13 protein-coding genes and 1 tRNA gene are annotated in these 18,137 nt (G+C 64.4%); 1 reads left to right on the top strand and 13 read right to left on the bottom strand.

The genetic code is table 11. The features are described from left to right. Window positions 1–71: 71 nt before the first annotated feature. The 3 genes from ACCQ10_RS06530 to ACCQ10_RS06520 all read right to left on the bottom strand — a co-directional run bounded on the left by ACCQ10_RS06530 (window position 72) and on the right by ACCQ10_RS06520 (window position 5,855). Window positions 72–2,396, bottom strand: coding sequence for a tetratricopeptide repeat protein (locus tag ACCQ10_RS06530; protein WP_372362548.1), 2,325 nt, complete (start codon window positions 2,394–2,396; stop codon window positions 72–74). 24 nt (window positions 2,397–2,420) lie between these two features. Then, complete coding sequence (locus tag ACCQ10_RS06525) at window positions 2,421–4,289, bottom strand: ATP-binding protein (RefSeq protein ID WP_372362547.1); 1,869 nt, start codon at window positions 4,287–4,289, stop codon at window positions 2,421–2,423. A gap of 210 nt (window positions 4,290–4,499) precedes the next feature. Beyond that, window positions 4,500–5,855: a helix-turn-helix transcriptional regulator gene (locus ACCQ10_RS06520; protein ID WP_372363069.1), complete on the bottom strand. Its 1,356-nt coding sequence runs from the start codon at window positions 5,853–5,855 to the stop codon at window positions 4,500–4,502. Between the two features lie 919 nt (window positions 5,856–6,774). Here ACCQ10_RS06520 and ACCQ10_RS06515 point away from each other — a divergent pair. Then, window positions 6,775–7,560, top strand: coding sequence for a winged helix-turn-helix transcriptional regulator (locus ACCQ10_RS06515; protein WP_166743421.1), 786 nt, complete (start codon window positions 6,775–6,777; stop codon window positions 7,558–7,560). 120 nt (window positions 7,561–7,680) lie between these two features. Here the strand turns inward: ACCQ10_RS06515 and ACCQ10_RS06510 are convergent, their stop codons facing one another. From ACCQ10_RS06510 to lspA, 10 genes are all read right to left on the bottom strand, one after another. Then, on the bottom strand, window positions 7,681–8,067 hold the full coding sequence (locus ACCQ10_RS06510; protein WP_047695990.1) for a DUF805 domain-containing protein: 387 nt from the start codon (window positions 8,065–8,067) through the stop codon (window positions 7,681–7,683). Window positions 8,068–8,396: 329 nt separating this feature from the next. Then, window positions 8,397–9,788 carry a DNA repair protein RadA gene (gene radA, locus ACCQ10_RS06505; RefSeq protein WP_184376001.1) on the bottom strand — a complete coding sequence of 464 codons (1,392 nt, stop codon included), beginning with the start codon at window positions 9,786–9,788 and terminating at the stop codon, window positions 8,397–8,399. 289 nt (window positions 9,789–10,077) lie between these two features. Next, window positions 10,078–11,958 carry a M61 family metallopeptidase gene (locus ACCQ10_RS06500; protein WP_372362546.1) on the bottom strand — a complete coding sequence of 627 codons (1,881 nt, stop codon included), beginning with the start codon at window positions 11,956–11,958 and terminating at the stop codon, window positions 10,078–10,080. A 168-nt stretch (window positions 11,959–12,126) separates the two neighbouring features. Beyond that, window positions 12,127–12,462, bottom strand: coding sequence for a cytochrome o ubiquinol oxidase subunit IV (cyoD, locus tag ACCQ10_RS06495; RefSeq protein WP_003484294.1), 336 nt, complete (start codon window positions 12,460–12,462; stop codon window positions 12,127–12,129). Continuing rightward, window positions 12,462–13,097, bottom strand: coding sequence for a cytochrome o ubiquinol oxidase subunit III (gene cyoC / locus ACCQ10_RS06490; protein WP_179454805.1), 636 nt, complete (start codon window positions 13,095–13,097; stop codon window positions 12,462–12,464). Before cyoC ends, cyoD begins: the two co-directional genes overlap by 1 nt. Next, window positions 13,094–15,094: a cytochrome o ubiquinol oxidase subunit I gene (gene cyoB / locus ACCQ10_RS06485; protein WP_047696032.1), complete on the bottom strand. Its 2,001-nt coding sequence runs from the start codon at window positions 15,092–15,094 to the stop codon at window positions 13,094–13,096. The genes cyoC and cyoB overlap by 4 nt, the downstream gene beginning before the upstream one ends. Continuing rightward, on the bottom strand, window positions 15,094–16,029 hold the full coding sequence (gene cyoA, locus ACCQ10_RS06480; RefSeq protein WP_372362545.1) for a ubiquinol oxidase subunit II: 936 nt from the start codon (window positions 16,027–16,029) through the stop codon (window positions 15,094–15,096). Before cyoA ends, cyoB begins: the two co-directional genes overlap by 1 nt. 356 nt (window positions 16,030–16,385) lie before the next feature. Continuing rightward, window positions 16,386–16,461: transfer RNA gene (locus ACCQ10_RS06475), tRNA-Thr, on the bottom strand. An 87-nt stretch (window positions 16,462–16,548) separates the two neighbouring features. Beyond that, window positions 16,549–17,499, bottom strand: coding sequence for a 4-hydroxy-3-methylbut-2-enyl diphosphate reductase (ispH, locus tag ACCQ10_RS06470; RefSeq protein ID WP_179454807.1), 951 nt, complete (start codon window positions 17,497–17,499; stop codon window positions 16,549–16,551). A 64-nt stretch (window positions 17,500–17,563) separates the two neighbouring features. After that, window positions 17,564–18,082 carry a signal peptidase II gene (gene lspA, locus ACCQ10_RS06465; RefSeq protein ID WP_372362544.1) on the bottom strand — a complete coding sequence of 173 codons (519 nt, stop codon included), beginning with the start codon at window positions 18,080–18,082 and terminating at the stop codon, window positions 17,564–17,566. Window positions 18,083–18,137 lie beyond the last annotated feature (55 nt).

Below are 18,137 nucleotides of genomic sequence, written 5' to 3'. Positions count from 1 at the left end.
TCGGCATGCTGCAAGGGTGCCGCTGGATGCGCAGCCTCGCAGCCAGCGCAGCGTGTTATCTACCGACTGCCTTACAGCCCGTAGCGCTCCACCGCATCCAGATGCGGGCGCGGGTCCTGATCGCAGGCCTCGGCCAGGCGCAGCCAGCACATCGGGTGCGACCAGCGCGAGGTCGTACAGCGCAAGACGCGGTGCAATTCCTGCGGCGAGACGTTTTCCGGAAGCGCCACCGTGAACAACACACCCGGCAGACCCGAGGCGGGGTCCTCCGGATCGAACGCCTCCGGGTGTTCCGGGTCGACCACGCGGTAGTCCGCGCGGCTATGCCGCCACAGCTTCCATCCACGCATCTCCAGGTCGGCACGCAAGGCCTCGACCACCTCTTCTCCCGGGTCCACACCATCCACCAGCCAGCTGCTGCCGTAGCCGCCGGTCTGCAGCACGTGTACCTGCGCATAGGTCGGCACGAAGCGCTCGCGCTCGGCATCCTCTTCCGGCGCCGGGTACAGCAACTCGGCATCGAACACGACCCAATCGCCCACATGCTGGCGGCGGTGCGCGGGCGCATTTTCGATGATGCGCGCCGTCACCGGGCCGGTGCGGCGCGCGTAGTACTCGGCCACTTCGCCATCGTCGACGCAACGCACGATCACCCAGCCCCAGTCTTCCTCGACCACCCCGCTGGTGCTGCTCAGTTCCATGCCGATCGCCGCTGCCGAGGCCCGCACCGCGTCCCAGTCCTGCGCAGCGCTGGCCGCGGTCATGTGGTCCCAGTACGCCGAACGTGGCTCCTCCAGCACCGCGATCAACTGGCGATACACCGCGGCCGCCTCGGTAAAACGGCCGGTGGTGAGATACATGCGCGCCAGCAATCCACGCGCGCCATGCGAGCCCGGAGAAAGCTCCAGCAGCGCCATGCAGGCCTGCTCCAGCGCCGGCCAGTCGGCCAGCCGCTGGGCCAGTTGTGCCTCGCACCACAACGCCACCACCGGCACCTGCGGGCGGTACAGCAGCGCCAGGCGGCGCGCACCGGCATCGTCGCCACGGCCCAGCAATAAATTCATCAGGCGGAAGGTGGGACTGGTTTCGTGGTCGGCATGCCGCTGCACGAAAGACCACAGCAGCGCGATGGCCTGCTCGTCCGCCGCGCAGGCGCTCAGCGCCGATGCCGCGGTGTCGACCAATTCGGCGTCGTCGGGGCGCTCGGCGGCCGCCTGCAACAGCCATTGCGCTTCACGCTCCGGGTTACGCACCACCTCCTCGCCCTGCGCGTTCAACCACGCCAGCAACTGCGCGGCTGGCACCGGTGGCGCCTCGCCGGTGGAAGCCGCCTCGATACGCGCGGCCCAGCCATCCAGCGCCTGCGTCGCGCCACGGTCCTGGCGCAGCTTGGACGCATGCGTGCGTGCCAGGACCAGATGCCGGCGCGCGGTCCACACCGCGCCACGCTGCAGTGCCAGGTCGATCGCCAGCTCGGCCGCCTCGATCAGAATGCGATGCGCACCGACCTGCGCGTAATGATCGAGCATCAGCTGCAGGCGGCTGCCCAGATCCCAGGTGTTGCGCGCAGGTGCGCGCGCGGCCAGCACCGCCACCGCGCGCAGCCAGTGCAGGCGATACCGCGGCGCCACCTCGCGCCACGGCAGCAGCGACTCCATCGCTTCGTCATCGCGATGCAACATGGCCAGCGCGCGCGCCTTCTGCAAGCGACGCGGCTGGCTGCAATTGGCCCACTCCGCGCCTTCGCGCGCCGCGTCGCGTTCGCGTTGTTCGATCAAAGCCAGCGCCTCGTCTGCACGCCCCAGCGACAGCAGGATCGAGATGCGCATGTCCGGCACGCCATCAAAGATCTCGCCGCCGTGCGCAACGATGGCCTGCGATTGTTGATCCAGGTACGCCAGTGCAGCGTCGCCGCGACCGTCGTCGAGCAGGGCATCGGCCTTTTCGCAGCTCAGGCACTGATAGCACGACCAGCTCGGGTCGATGCGGCCCAGGGTTTCGTCGCAGACCTCGATACGCTCCCGCACCCAGCCCGGGCCATCGATATTGGCGTAGCACGCCGCCAGGTCCTGCGTCACGCACACCGATTGCGGGCACTCCACTGCATCGGCACGGTGCGCCCGCTCGAACAAGGCCACCGCATCGCCCAGCGCACGCTCGCCCTCGCACAGATTGCCGACCCGGTTGCGCATCTCCCAGTGGCCGACGAACACCTCCAGCCACGGGTTGGCGAGCGTCTTGCCCAGCGCACGCGCCTCGGGCAACAGGGCCTCGGCGCGCTCGATCTGCAGATCGCAGATATGGTCGGTCAGGCGCGTCAGCAGCTGCGCGTTCTGCGGCTGCCCGGCGTCGCCCAGGTCGTCCTGCAGCTTTTCCACCCAGTTCCAGATTTCCATCGCGTGCGTCCTTCAGTGCGGCGCTCAGCGCGCCAGCAATTGCGTCACGGCCCCGGCAAGATCGCCGAACGCCTGGTTGAGATCCGGACCGCCCGATGCGCCGCCGCCGGGTGGCGGCTGCGTGCGCCCCTGTGCCGACACGATCACCTTGAGCGAGCGCAGCAGGCGCGCGGCAACCGCTGCCTGCGGGTTGCCGGCGCGCTGCGCGGCCAGCAATGCCTGCAACGCCGGATTGTCCAGATTGAGATACAGCCGCTGGGTCTGACGTGCTTCGATGCGCGCGGTGAACTGGCGCGCCAGCCGCAATGCGGCGGTGGACACCCGCTTGTCGTTTTCGTCCTGCTCCAGCCGGCGTTTGAGCTCAGCCTCGCGGTCGGGCACCACCACCAGCGGCAGTTCTTCGGGGCTGAAGCGCGCCGGCACCAGCGCTTCGCCATCGCCCAGGTGCTGTTCCAGCCACGCCAGTTCGTCGGCCGGCAACGTGTCCAGATGGAACAGTTGGCGGTTGCCGTGCTCGGTGCCCAGTTCGACCAGCCGCACCCCCTTGGCCTGCGCCCAGCGACGCAGGAACGGCACCACCGCATAGCGGTTTCCATAAGCCACCGGCACGCCCATCGCACGGAACAGCATTTCCTCGAAACCGCCGTCGCTGTCGAGGATCACATGCACCGCGCCACGCGCCGGCAATTGCTGCGCCGGCAGGTCGCCCTGCGAGGTGGGTACGCGCACGTGTTCCAGCAGCAGTTCGAACAGGCGCTCATCGCACAACGCCGCGCCGAGCAACGCTTCGTTGTGCCGCAACAGGATGCGGCGCCACGCCTCCGGTTGCTGGCGCGCCACCTCCGCCAGCCCCTGCACCAGCGCCTCGGACAAGGCATGCTGCACCGCGCTGTAAACCGTGTCTCGCTGCAGATCCTCGCGGCTTGCGGTCGGGGTCAGGCGGTTGGATTCGATCACCCCGCCGATGAAGCCCGCCCATGGTGGCAGCAGTTCGCGCGCATTGTCGTCTAGCAACATGCCACGCAGAAACACCGACAGATTGCGGTTGTCGCTGGTGCCATAGGTTGCGCCGTCCTGCACCCACAGCAGGCCCACCGCATCGCTGCCATCGTCGGCACGTACCGGCATGCAGCACAGCGGTTCGAAGTTGCGCTCGAAGCGTGCCGCGAACTCACGTTGCCGGCGCCACGCCTGCACCGGATGCAGCGGCACCGCATCGTGCGTGCGCCATGGCGGCGGCTCGGGATTGATCGGCTGCGCATCGGCGCCGACCCAGATCGGCTCGCGCAGCAATGCGCAGTAACGCGACAGGATCTCGTGCAGCCGCCCCTGCTGCGCCAATGGCACATATTGCTCATGCAGTTCCAGCACCACCTCGGTGCCCACCTGGGCACGCGCCGGAATCGGGCTCGCCGTGTAGTGCTCGGCATTGCTGGAGATGTAGCAATGGCCCAACGTCGGGCTCTGGTAGGAGGTGGTGCGCACGGTGACGCGCCGTGCCAGCACGAAGGCGGACAAGAACCCCAGCCCGAACATGCCGATCAAACCGCTGTCTTCATGCCCGCCCTGACGCAGCCCGCGGGTGTATCCCACCCCGACGGTGGCCAGATAGTCGTGGATTTCCTGCTGGGTGAGCCCGGCACCGGTATCGATGATGCGCACGATGCCCTGCGCCGGATCGGCCTGCACATGGATGCGCGACTCGCCATGCCAATCAGGCTGCTCCAGGCGGCGGCGCAGAATCGAATCGTGCGCGTTCTGCACCAGCTCGCGCAGCGCGACCACCGGCGTGGAATACAGATGCTTGCTGAGCACGGACATCAGTCCATTGAGATCGACGCCGGCGCGGCGGATCTGTGAGGCGTCCGTCGCCTCGGAGATAGGATCTTGCATGATCGTCGTCGTTTCCTTGGCGGCCACGCCCGTCCTCGGACGCGCCTCCTGATGGCAGTGCGAGCCGGCAAGGATAGCCGCTGGCCATCTTGTACGCACGTCTCACTTCGGCTCCTGCCCTACCGTGCGTACAGCCAACGGCGCCTGTCTCCGGTCATCGAAAACGACGCGCCACGGCCCGGCATGCGCACCGGGCCGCGGCCGGCTCGACTAGCGCTGCAAGGTTTCCATCGGCGCCTCGTTGAAGTGCTGGCGGTACCCCTTGGCCAGCGCTGAACGACTGCCAACGCCCCAGCGGCTGGCCGCCTGCAGCACACTGCCGCATCCGCCGTCGGCCAGCAGTTCGTCGCGGATGCTCTGCATGCGGTAACGCCGCAGGACCTGGGTCGGCGACAGCCCGGTGGCCGACTTGAACGCCTGCTGCAGCGCGCGCCCGGTCACCCCGATCTGCGCGGCGACTTCATTGATCGACAGATCCGAGCGGTGCGCGTTGGTGATCATGTAGCTATACGCGCGCCGGTACTTGGCCGGCAACCGCGCGGAGATGTCGTCGCTCACATGCGCAGGCGTGCCGCTTTCCAGCAGCCGCGGCGCCTGCACTTCGCTGCGCAGGCATTGCACCGCACCCAGCGCGTAGCGGTTGTACAGCAGCAAGGCCTGTTCGGTACGACCCAGCGCCTGGCTGATCTTGGCCTGGCAATACTCGTACTCCAGATTCCAGCGTGGCGCGTGATGCCGCCCGGCGCCGGCCAGCGCACGCTCGGCCAGATCGGCCCGGCCCACCGCCAGCGCCGCCAGCGCCAGCTCCACCTGCGCATCCTGTCGTGCGCACGGCGGGCAGCCGTTCGCCGCCGCCGGCAATGCGTCGATCTGGGCGTCGAAGCCGAACGTGTCGCCGCCGGCAATCCGCAGCAGGTTGCGGACATGCCGCATGCGCTGTGCAAGCACCGGCATGCTCTCGGCCAGATCGGCAATGCAGGCCCGCAGTTCGCTGGGCTCGAACGCATGCGCGGCATCTTCCTGGCGCAGCGTGGCCTGCCAGAACACGTGGTCGCTCATGCGGTCGGCACGGCGGATGCGCAGCTGCGCGATCATGTCCAGCCGCAACGCGGTGGTGATCCGCACCCAGTCCGAGGCTCCGCTTTCCAGCTCCGCCAGCACCTCGTGCGCCCGCTCCAGGGTCTGCAGTGCCAGCGTGCTCTGGCCAAGGTGGAAATGGGTCAGCGCCTTGCCCAGCAGGCTCTCGCCGCCCAGGCAGGCGGGGGTATCGCGATCCATCGCCAGCTGCGCGAAGCAGTTCAGTGCAGCGCTGAGTCGGCGCTGGCTGAGCATCAACCATGCGGTATTGCGGCAGGAGAGCAGCCGCAGTTGCCGCTGATGGCCACGCATTGCCTTCAGGGCGTGGCGGTAGGCGTCTTCGGCCTCCTCCTGGTACTCCAGGATCAACAACGCATCGCCACTGGCACCGAGCAGCGCGACTTCATCGTCGGTTCCCTCGGGCGCGGCCTGTCCATCGCGGCGTTGTTGAAGATGTTGCAGACCTTGCGGCCAGGCACCAACCAGCATCCTGCTTGTATAGGTAGGAAGACGATCTGCGTACGACAAGGCAGAAATCGCTGCGAAGTAGGTGGTAAGGATCATGCCGGGCTCTCTCATAGGGGGATGAGCAAATGACAACAGCGCGCCGCTCTCGCTGGCGCAAACGATTGTATGCAGCGGATCCAATGGAATTTCTCACCTTGGAGCGCCGCAAAAATCAAAAAACCTCACTCTGTCCACCACCGGCCCTGCCGTGCGTTTTGCATAAGCGTCTTTGTCATTTGCGTACGCCAGAGAATGTCTAGCGCAGGACATTGCAACCGAGTCGAGCGTGCATCGAAGACACGTTGGCGCCACTTCCTGCGCGCTCATTGCACAACGTCTGCCAACACATCACCTCGATGTGGATTTTGGGCGGTTAGCGGTCGCTGCGCATCGGCACGTCTGATGATCCAGAGCATTCAACGCACGCGCGTCGGCCACTCATAACCGAAGTCACTTTCTGGTTACCGACCCCGCAAACCTATTCCAACTGCGATGCGCGAGCGTCCTAATCGCAATACCCTGGTCTAGACCTCTCACGACCAATTTCATGGCTGCCGCCCAGCCAGTTGCACAGCTGAAGCCGCCAGGATTCCGCTGCAAACTGCGCGTCTATGCGTCTTTCGTATCGCGCATGCCCTGTGTGTAAGAGCTGCATTACGCATACATGAGCGCAAGTTAAAGCGCGCCTACCCGAACCCGAAGAAAAGTGCGCAGCAGTGAAACTTTCTGCCTTTGGAATGGTACATACCATTCGTCCGACCTCGGTCAGACCCTTCCCCCGGCAGCCCGATGGTATGGCGATGCACTTATCCAGAGATGTGGGTTTCATCATGGCGCCAACCGCCCGTTGCCGGCATCCAATACATGGCCTGTCTGCGTGCCAGCACGGGAAGGCCGGCTGATGCACGGCAACGCCTCCGGGAAGCAGGGATCGGCTTTCCTGTTGACGCAGGACGCACGCCTGGCCTCGCAGGTCAATGCGAGCCTTGCCCCGCTGACTCCGCACGTCGCGGTGTTTTCCGATGAACTGGAGCTCTTGCGGACGCTGCGGCATTCGCCCTGCGAGCTGCTGATCTTCGACGCCACTTGCGTGGCCTCGGACGACAGCTCGGTGCTGGCCTGGCAGCGCTGCCACAGCGGCCATCCCACGCCACTGATCGTGCTGGGGCGTTTCGACTGCCCGAACGACATCCTGGCCTGGTACCAGTCCGGCGCACAGGAAGTGTTAGCGCTCCCATTCAACTCGCACGAGCTGCAGGTGCGTGCGGCGTTGGCGGTCAGCCCGGCGCCCCAGGCCTGCCAGGAGGTCCAGCAACTGAGTGTCGGCCCGTACCAACTCGTGCGCGAGGAAAACACCGTCTATCTGCATGGCAAGCCGATCGTGCTGACCTCGCGCGAATTTTCGATTGCCTGGCTCCTCTTCTCCAGCCCTGGCGTGTGCTTCCGCCGCTGCCAGTTGGCCAAGGCGGTCTGGGGTAGCCACACCGAATTCACCGACCGCACGATGGAACAGCACATCTACAAGCTGCGCAAGAAACTGCAGCTATGCAATCACAGTGGTGCGGTACGTATCCGGACCGTGTATTCGCACGGATACAAGCTGGAACTTGCCTCATCAGACAAGGATCCGCTTTTGCCAGGTAAGAGCCTGAGTGCAACCACTGCCCATCATTCGGCCGCCTGCTGAGCAAGCTGCCGATGAGGTCGTGCCTCATGCCACGCGCCGCGCCGTAGACAACCGGCCGCGTAAACGACGATGGCGCAGGGGATGCCTGCGCCATCGTTCGATCACGCTTGAACCAGCTGCTTACAGCTTCGGGTTTTCGCCGTATTGATTCGGGCCGGGCGTACCTTCCAGGCACATGAAGACCAGCACGACAAGACCGCCGACGTACGGCACGAAGCTGATCAGATAGAACCAGCCCGACTTGTCCTGGTCATGCAGGCGACGCACGGTCACCGCGATACTCGGCACCATCATCGCCAATACCACGATGATCATGATGGCGAACACCAGCCACGCCAGCGGGCCGGGGTTGCCGTCGCCGCCCATGACCGCTGCCGCAATACCGAACATGATGGTCAGGACGACCAGGATGATCGCCTGCAACAGCATGAACATCCAATATTCCTTGCGACGCGAACGCCCTTCGAAGTCGGCATAGCGCTTGAGCGGCAACAACATCCATTCCATTGTGTTTCTCCAGTACGGGCAGGCAGCGGTGTTTGTGATCCGCTGCTCGATGCAGCGGCCGCGCATGTTGCCATAGCGCACACCGCGTGAAAACGGTTTCTGTCTCCACAGATGCAGATGACACCGGGCCAGCCGACAGACGGTCGCAGCCTCGGTAGAGGCCGTTTCTGCCGGGACGGCGCACTGTCCGGCAGGCTGGGCTCGCAAGGCGTTCGGTGTCTCGCGACAGCGCAACCGCCTGCTGCAGCTGCTCGCGGTGCCCCGCCCGGCAACGGGCCGACCGGGTTGTCCTCGTGCAGGCTGCCTGCACGAATCAAGCGGGAATGCCGCTACTCCGCCGCCGCCTCCAGCGCCTGGCTCAGCCGCTCCACCGCGATGATCTCCATGCCCTTGATGCTGGCAGTCTTGGGCGCGTTGGCCCGGGGCACGATTGCCCGCTTGAAGCCATGGGTGGCGGCCTCCTTCAACCGGTCCTCACCGTTGGGCACCGGGCGGATCTCGCCGGACAGGCCTACTTCGCCAAAGGCGATGGTCTTCTCGGACAACGGCCGGTCGCGCAACGAGGACAGCACCGCCAGCAGCACCGGCAGGTCGGCCGCGGTTTCCTGCACGCGAATGCCGCCCACCACGTTGACGAATACGTCCTGATCGCCCACCACGATGCCGCCGTGCCGATGCAGCACTGCCAGCAACATCGCCAGGCGGTTCTGCTCCAGCCCCACGGCGACCCGCCGCGGATTGGACAAGGGGGATGAATCCACCAGCGCCTGCACTTCCACCATCAACGGCCGGGTGCCTTCGCGGGTGACCATCACGCAACTGCCCGGCTGCTGGGTGCTGCCGCCGGACAGGAAGATCGCCGACGGGTTGGAGACCTCCTTGAGGCCCTTCTCGCCCATCGCGAACACGCCCAGCTCGTTCACCGCACCGAAGCGGTTCTTGAACGCGCGCAACAAGCGGAACCGGCTGCCGCTCTCGCCTTCGAAATACAGCACCGCATCGACCATGTGCTCGAGCACGCGCGGGCCGGCGATACCGCCCTCCTTGGTGACATGGCCAACCAGGAACACGGCGGTGCCGGTCTCCTTGGCGAAGCGCACCAGCCGCGCCGCGCTCTCGCGCACCTGGCTCACCGAGCCCGGCGCCGCAGTCAGCGACTCGGTCCATAACGTCTGCACCGAGTCGGCCACGATGAGTTTGGGCCGCGCCACGCTGGCGTGCTGCAGGATGTGTTCGATGCCGGTTTCGGCCAGGGCGTTGAGCCCTTCCAGCGGCAGATCCAGGCGCACCGCGCGTCCGGCCACCTGCGCCAGCGACTCCTCGCCCGTGACGTACAGCACCGGCAGCGTGCTGGCCATGCTGGCCAGCGCCTGCAGCAGCAACGTCGACTTGCCGATACCCGGGTCGCCGCCGATCAGCACCACCGCCCCTTCCACCAGCCCGCCGCCCAGCACGCGGTCGAACTCGCCGATGCCGGTGGACACGCGCGCCTGCTCGGTCTGCTGCACGTCCTTGAGCGCCATGATCTTGGGCGCCTCGGCCTTGCCGGCCCAGCCGCTGCGCCGCGACGCCGCCGGCGAGGCCTTGCTGCCGGGCGTGGCGCTTTCGAGCACGATCTCGCTGAGCGTATTCCAGACACCGCACTCAGTGCACTGCCCCTGCCACTTGGTGTACTCGGCGCCGCACTCGCCGCAGACATAGGCCGTTTTCGCCTTCGCCATCGTCTCTTGCCTGTTGTTCTCGAACCGACAGGATAGTGGCTGACGGTCTCAGCATGCGCGACGCACGCGTTCGGGAATCGGGAATCGGGAATCGGGAATCGTCAGAGTCGATGACGACCTGGTGCGCTATGCAATGACGTGCGCGCAGACGATGCCAATGTGCTCGGCTGGTGTCCATCTCGGATCACATCGACGCATCAATGCAAAAAAGCTGCCTGACCGGCACGAGCAGTCAGGCAGCTTCGGCTCCACCACTCCCACGGTGCGGAACGCCGTGGGAGTGCATGACTTAGCGCGGCTTGTACAACTCGCTCAGGCGATCCGGCTTGCCGGCGATGCGTTCCAGATGCGGGTACAACAGCCCACCGTGATAATCGAGGCGCACGGTGTCGTAGCAGTCCAGGCGCTTGACCAGCAATTCGATCGGCGCGGTGGTGCCCTTGGCCGCCTTGATGGCGTCCTTGATCACCTCGCTGCTGAAAGCGCGGCCATTCACCGCCACGATGGTGTTGCCGGTAATCAGCCCCGCATTGAACGCAGGACCGTCCCACAGCACATCGCTGATATCGCCCGAGGCTTTCAAGGACAGGCCAAGCGAATAGGTCAGGCTGACGTCCTTGTCGTCGCTCTCGTCTGCCTTGGTCGCCAGGTTCGGCTCCTCGGTGTAGACCAGCTTCCAGCCATTGGCCTCGATGCCGCCATTCAACGAGCCGTGCCCGTCCATGCGCTCGCGCAACAGACTCGCCCAGTCGTACGGTGCAATGCCGTTGAGCGTGCTCACGATATCGTCGAAGGTGTACGGGTTGACGTCCCAATCTCCATTCTTCATGCCGAAGAACGCCTTGCCGAAGTCGTCGATGGAGCGCTTGTTGTTGGTCAGCGCGCGCAGCTTGCTGTCCACTTCCAGCCACATCATCTGGCCGCCGGAATAGTAATCCTCGCTCATCTGATAGTTGCGGTACGCCTTCGGGCGGCGCATCGACATGGTCGGATCGTTGGTGGTGTCCTGCACCGTGCGCCAGGCCATGCCGGGGCGACCACGCTCGTACTGGGCCGCCACGCCGGCCAGCATGTCGCGCGCCTGGTCCTGCGTCCACAGGCCGGACCGCGCAGCCATCACTTCGCCCCAGAACTGGGTCTGGCCTTCGTACAACCACAGCAGGCTGTCGCCCATTGGCACGTTGAAATTGGGCGTGGCCAGGTCGGCGCCACGGCGGTACTTGCCGTTCCAGGAATGGTTGAATTCGTGCGCGAGCAGGTCGCGCCCGGTCCAGCTCTTGTCCCACTCGGTGAAGTAGGTCGGCACGCCGCTGTTTTCACTGGAGCGATGGTGCTCCAGGCCGATGCCGCCCAGCTTTTTGGTCAGCGCCAGCAGGAATTCGTAATGATCGAAATGCCGCGCACCGTAGAGCTTGTCCATCTGCTGCACCAGCGCCGCATGCGCCTTGATCTGCTCGGGCTTGGCTTCCAGCGACTTGGCTTCGTCGGCAAACACATTGAGATAGACCGGCTGCTTGCCCGCGCTCAGCTCCACACGCTTGTAGTACTTGCCGGCGAACATCGGCGAATCGACCAGGTCGTCGAAATCGATCGGCTTGAAGGTCACCGTGTCGCCCACGCGGCGGTCGGTTTCCAGCGCGGTGGCATAGCTCCAGCCGGCAGGCAAGGTGACGCTGGCCTGCGCCTTGATGTTGCGTGCGAAATAACCGGCCGGATACAGCGCCGTGGTGTTCCACTGCAGGTTGAGCATCTCCGGGGTCATCATCACCCGGCCCTGGGTGGGAGCCTGCGGCGAGAGGAACTTGAACTCGGCGGTCAGCTCGGTGGCACCCTGCGGCACGTCCACCTTGAACGCGTAGACGTCGAACTGGTCGCGCGTCCATGGCACCACCTTGCCATCGACCTTGATCACCAGACCGGCCAGCTTGTCGATCGGGCCGGTCGGCGAATGGTTGCCGGGAATCCATTGCGGGTACAGCAGCGTCATCGGGCCGGGCTTGGCCGACATGGTGGTCTTGACCTTGAAGATGCGGTGCGCCAGATCGGTGGCATCCACGTCGATCTTCAAGGTGCCGTCGAACGGCACGTCCTGCGGCGGTGCGGTTTGCGCGGCCGCAGGCAACGACAGTGCCGCCAGCAACGACACGGACAACAGGGTGGGCATCTTCATCGCAACTCCGCAGGGACCTGGAACAGGCAAGCCCACGATGCTAAGCGCCCGCCTGTGCTTCCCCGTATGCCATTGGTCATGTTGCGCGCGATTGACGCATAAAAAAAAACCGCCAATCGCTTGGCGGCTTTTTTCTTCAACGGTGCGTCGATCGGGCGTGGTGCCGTCTCAATGCATCATGTTGACGTTCATGTTGTGCAGCACCCACAGCGAGCCGACGATTACGATGCCGATGATCAGCAGCGAGAACAGGCCCACCTGCACGTTGGAGCGCTGCTCGGGCGTGCGGTCCATATGCAGGAAATACACCATGTGCACCAGCATCTGCACCGCGGCCATGACCGAGATGACGACGATGGTGACGCCCTTGGAGAAGGCGCCGCTCATCACCATCGCAAACGGGATGACAGTGAGGATCACGGCCATCACGAAGCCGATCAGGTAGGACTTCAAGCCGCCGGCATGCGCATCGGCAGCAGTATCGGTGTGGTGGTGATTGGCCATTACAGCGCTCCCAGCAGATAGACGACGGTGAACACACCGATCCAGATGATGTCCAGGAAGTGCCAGAACAGGCTCAGGCAGGCCAGACGCGTGCTGTTGCGCGGGGTCAGGCCGTTCTTTGAGATCTGGATCACCAGCACCGCCATCCACAGCAGACCCGATGCCACGTGCAGACCGTGCGTGCCCACCAGGGTGAAGAAGGCGGACAGGAACGCACTGCGACCCGGGCCGGCACCTTCATGGATCAGGTGATTGAACTCCCACACTTCCATGCACAGGAAGCCGATACCCAGCAGCGCGGTGACGCCCAGCCAGCCATACAGGCCGGTCATGCTGCGCTTGTGCGCGGAGATCATCGCAAAGCCGAAGCTCAGGCTGCTGAACAACAGCAGGAAGGTTTCCACCAGCACGAACTTCAGGTCGAACAGCTCCTTGGCTGTCGGCCCGTCCACCGTGGCGCCCGAGAGCACCGCATAGGTGGCGAACAGGCCCGCAAACAGCAGGCAGTCGCTCATCAGGTAGACCCAGAACCCGAAGACGGTGTTGCCACCGCCGTCGTGATGCTCGTCGTGGTCGTGATCGTGGCCGCCCGCATGGGCGGCGTGGTCAAGCGTGGTCGAGGAAGCCATGGTCATACCACCTTCGCGGCCTGCGCCGCCTGTTGCTGTTCGAGCAGGGCAAAGCGTGCGTTTTCGATGCGCTCCACTTCATCGGCCGGCACCCAGTAATCGATATCGTCATCGAAGGTGCGTGCAATGAAGCTGCCGATCATGCCCACCAGGCCGATGATGGCCAGCCACCAGATGTGCCAGATCAGGCCGAAACCCAGCAGCACACTGAAGGCACCGATATAGACGCCTGCACCGGTGTTACGCGGCATGTGGATCGGCTCGTACTTGGACGGACGCACCCAGCCCTTGCCGTTCTGCTTGTCGGCCCAGAACTGGTCGCGGTCGTCGATATGCGGCAGCACGGCGAAGTTGTAGAACGGCGGCGGCGAGGAGGTGGCCCATTCCAGCGTGCGGCCATCCCACGGATCGCCCGTGTAGTCCATATGCTCCTTGCGCTTCCACACGCTGTAGCCGATCTGCACCAGGTTCAGGAAGATACCCAGGCCGATGATCGCAGCACCCACCGCGGCGACATACAGCCACGGCGCCCACTCGGGGTGGTTGTAGGTGTTCATGCGACGGGTCATGCCCATGAAGCCAAGCACGTACAGCGGCATGAAGGCGACGAAGAAACCGATGATCCAGCACCAGAACGACGCCTTGCCGATCTTCTCGTTGAGCTTGAAGCCGAACGCCTTCGGGAACCAGTAGGTCAGACCTGCCAGGTAACCGAACACCACGCCACCGATGATCACGTTATGGAAGTGCGCGATCAGGAACAGGCTGTTGTGCAGCACGAAGTCCACGGCCGGAATCGCCAGCATCACGCCGGTCATGCCGCCGATGGTGAAGGTGATGATGAAGCCGATCGTCCACAGCACCGGCGAGGTCATGTGCACGCGACCGCGGAACATGGTGAACAGCCAGTTGAAGATCTTCACGCCGGTGGGAATCGAGATGATCATCGTCGTGATGCCGAAGAAGGCATTGACGTTGGCACCCGAGCCCATGGTGAAGAAGTGGTGCAACCACACCACGAACGACAGCACGCCGATGCACGAGGTGGCATAGACCATCGAGGTGTAGCCGAACAACCGCTTGCGGCTATAAGTCGCAATCAACTCAGAGAAGATACCGAACGCCGGCAGGATCAGGATGTAGACCTCCGGGTGACCCCAGATCCAGATCAGGTTGACGTACATCATGGCGTTGCCGCCACCGTCGTTGGTGAAGAAGTGCGTGCCCAGGTAACGGTCGGCACCCAGCAGCGCCAGCGCCACGGTCAGGATCGGGAACGCGGCAATGATCAGGATGTTGGTGATCAGCGCGGTCCAGGTGAAGATCGGCATGCGCATCAGGGTCATGCCCGGCGCGCGCATCCGCATGATCGTCACGAAGAAGTTGATGCCGGTCAGCAAGGTGCCCAACCCGGACACCTGCAACGCCCAAATGTAGTAGTCGACACCGACCCCTGGACTGTATTCCAGCCCCGACAACGGCGGATACGCCAGCCAGCCGGTCTGCGCGAATTCACCGACACCCAGCGAGATGTTGATCAGCGCCGCACCGGCCACGAACAGCCAGAAGCTCAGCGAGTTCAGGAACGGGAACGCCACGTCGCGTGCGCCGATCTGCAGCGGCACGATCAGGTTCAACAGGCCGGTCATGAACGGCATGGCCATGAAGAAGATCATGATCACGCCATGCGCGGTAAAGATCTGGTCGTAGTGGTGCGGCGGCAGCACACCTTCGCCGCCGTTACCTGCCAGCGCCTGTTGGGTACGCATCATGGCCGCGTCGGCAAAGCCGCGCAGCAGCATGACCAGCGCCACGATGATGTACATCACACCGATGCGCTTGTGGTCCACCGAGGTGAACCACTCCTTCCACAGGTAGCCCCACAGCTTGTACTTGGTGATGGCGCCCGCGATGAGCAGGCCGAGCAGCCCTGCACCACCCAGCGCGACCATGATGATCGGCTCGTGGTACGGAACTGCCTCGATCGTAAGTTTGCCTAGCATCACTTGTCTCCAGAAGTGCACATGGCGACCGGCTCTGCAGCCGATGCCTCATGGTCGCCATGACCCTTGCTGTGGCCCGGACCATTCATGTATTTGTCGACCAGCGAGCGGAACATGCCGTCCTGCACCGACGAGTAGTAGGTGACCGGATACTGTTCCTTGTCGTTGCGATTGGCGGCCAGCACCTGGTACTCGGCAGCATTCAACGCGGTCGGCGAGGCCTTGACCTTGGCCACCCACGCCTCGAAGCCGGCCTGATCGACCGCATGCGCCTTGAAGCTCATCTTCGAGAAGCCGTGACCGCTGTAGTTGGTCGACAGGCCGAAGTATTCGCCCGGCTCGTTGGCCACCAGATGCAGCTTGGTTTCCATGCCCGCCATGGCGTAGATCATGGTGCCCAGGTGCGGAATGAAGAACGAGTTCATCACCGTGTCGGAGGTGATCTTGAAGTTCAGCGGCGTGTGCACCGGGAACGCGATCTCGTTGACGGTGGCGATGTTCTGGTCCGGGTAGATGAACATCCACTTCCAGTCCAGCGACACCGCTTCGATGTTGATCGGCTTGACGTCCGAATCCAGCGGCCGGTACGGGTCCAGTGCGTGCGAGGAGCGCCAGGTCAGCACCGCCAGCACCAGGATGATCACGCACGGGATCGACCACACCACCACTTCGATGGCGGTGGAGTGCGACCAATCCGGCTCGTAGCGTGCCTTCGTGTTGGACGCGCGATACTTCCAGGCGAACGCAATCGTCATCACGATCACCGGGATGACCACGATCAGCATCAACACCACCGAGGTGATCAGCAGTTGCTTCTCGTCGTGGCCGATCTGGCCTTTCGGATTGAGGATGGCCGAGTTGCAGCCTGCCAGCAGCAGGAACGGCAACATCAGGCCTGGACGAAGTAAACGCCCGAGATGTTTCAGCGGAATCATCGGTCGATCCAAGTGCGAAGGAACGCCAGCCTCGTTCGTCGCTCCGCAAGGGAGATGTCCGACACTGCCCTTCCTGGTGAAGGCGGGCCCGCGCAGACCGAAGACACGGGTTAGCGCGCCAATTTTAATCTTTGCTGCACCTGCACGAAACCCATTGGCAATGATCTGCCGCAATTAATGCGCGCAAAAGTGTGCGACATGTTGTCGCAGCGCAGCGCGCGGGTGCAGTGGGCGGCCGTGGCCGTTACTGAAGCGCTGCGACCGTGCCAAAAAAGCGGTGTTGAAAAACGCATCCAGTTGCGCGCCGTCCCAAAACGCGACTGGGCCGGCCAAGGGCCGACCCAGTGCTGAAGCGTTGGTGCCGGAAATAGGAATCGAACCTACGACCTACGCATTACGAATGCGCCGCTCTACCAACTGAGCTATTCCGGCGAGCCGTGCATTGTAGGAGCACGACGCAGCCCGGTCAATCGATGCCGCCTGTCGCGCCATCGCCGATGCCGCCGGCGTCCGCCGCGCTCAACTGACCAGGCGCAGCCGCAGTTCCTTGGGCAGCGCGAACACCATCGATTCCGGCTCGCCTTCCAGTTCGGACACGCCTGCCGCACCGAGCTCGCGCAACCGGGCCAGCACGCCGTCGACCAGCACCTGCGGAGCGGAGGCACCGGCAGTCAGGCCGATATGCTGTTTGCCGACGACCCAGGCCGGGTCGATCTCGCTGGCATTGTCGATCAGGTACGACTCCACGCCATCGCGCCGGGCCAGCTCGCTCAGCCGGTTGGAGTTGGAACTGTTGGGCGAACCGACCACCAGCACCAGGTCGCACTGGCGCGCCAGATCGCGCACGGCGTCCTGGCGGTTCTGGGTGGCGTAGCAGATGTCGTCGTGCCTGGGCCCCTGCATCGCCGGGTAGCGTGCGCGCAGGGCCTCGATGATGCCCATGGTGTCGTCCACCGACAGCGTGGTCTGGGTGGTGTAGGCCAGGTTTTCCGGCTGGTTGATGTGGAGTGTGGCCACCTGCGCGATGTCCTCGACCAGATAGATGGTGCCCGCGCCACGCTCACGGCTCCACTGCCCCATCGTGCCTTCCACCTCCGGATGCCCGGCATGGCCGATCAGCACCACATCGCGGCCGGCCCGGCAGTGCCGCGCCACCTCGAAATGCACCTTGGTCACCAGCGGGCAGGTGGCATCGAACACCTTGAGCCCACGGCGCTCGGCTTCCTGGCGCACCGCCTGTGAGACGCCGTGCGCACTGAAGATCACCGTGGCGTTGTCGGGCACCTCGTCCAGCTCTTCGACGAAGATCGCACCGCGCTGCTTGAGGTCGTCGACCACGAAACGGTTGTGCACCACCTCGTGCCGCACATAGATCGGCGCGCCCAGCGTCTCGATCGCACGCTTGACGATCTCGATCGCGCGGTCGACGCCGGCACAAAAACCACGGGGATTGGCGAGCAGGACATCCATGCGGTGCATTCTACGGGAATGGCGATTGGGGAATGGAGCCGGGCAGCGCCGGTCCGCGGGAACTTCAGCGGCGATTCCCGATTCCCGGCTCCCGCTTGCCGGACTTGTCGAACAGGCCGAACACGGCAATCCCGATCGCGCCCCCCACGATCGCCGAATCGGCGATGTTGAACGACGGCCAGGTATGGCTGCCGATGTACCACTGGATGAAATCGACCACATGGCCGTGCACCAGCCGGTCGATCACATTGCCGATCGCCCCGCCGATCACCAGTGCATACGGCAGCGCGCTGCGCCACTCGTTGCGCGCGGTGCGCGACAGCCAGAACGCCAGCAGGCCGCTGATACCCACCGCCAACGCAGTGAAGAACCACAGCTGCCAGCCGCCGGCATCGCTCAGAAAGCTGAAGGCCGCGCCGGTGTTATAGGTGCGGTACCAGTTCCAAAAACCCTCGATGACCGGCACCGGGGTGTACTCGGGCAGGCTGGACAGCACCCAGGCCTTGCTCCACTGGTCCAGCCCGATCACCACGGCCGACAGCAGCAACCAGATCAATGCGGAGGGTTTGGGTCTTGCGGTCATCGAATCACCTTAGCTGTTGCTGCTCCCGGGTTCGGAAGAAGCTGCCCGACGGGCA

Source organism: Xanthomonas sp. NCPPB 1325 (genome assembly GCF_041477645.2).
GTDB lineage: Bacteria > Pseudomonadota > Gammaproteobacteria > Xanthomonadales > Xanthomonadaceae > Xanthomonas > Xanthomonas cannabis.
This window is presented reverse-complemented; position numbering and strand designations above follow the sequence as displayed.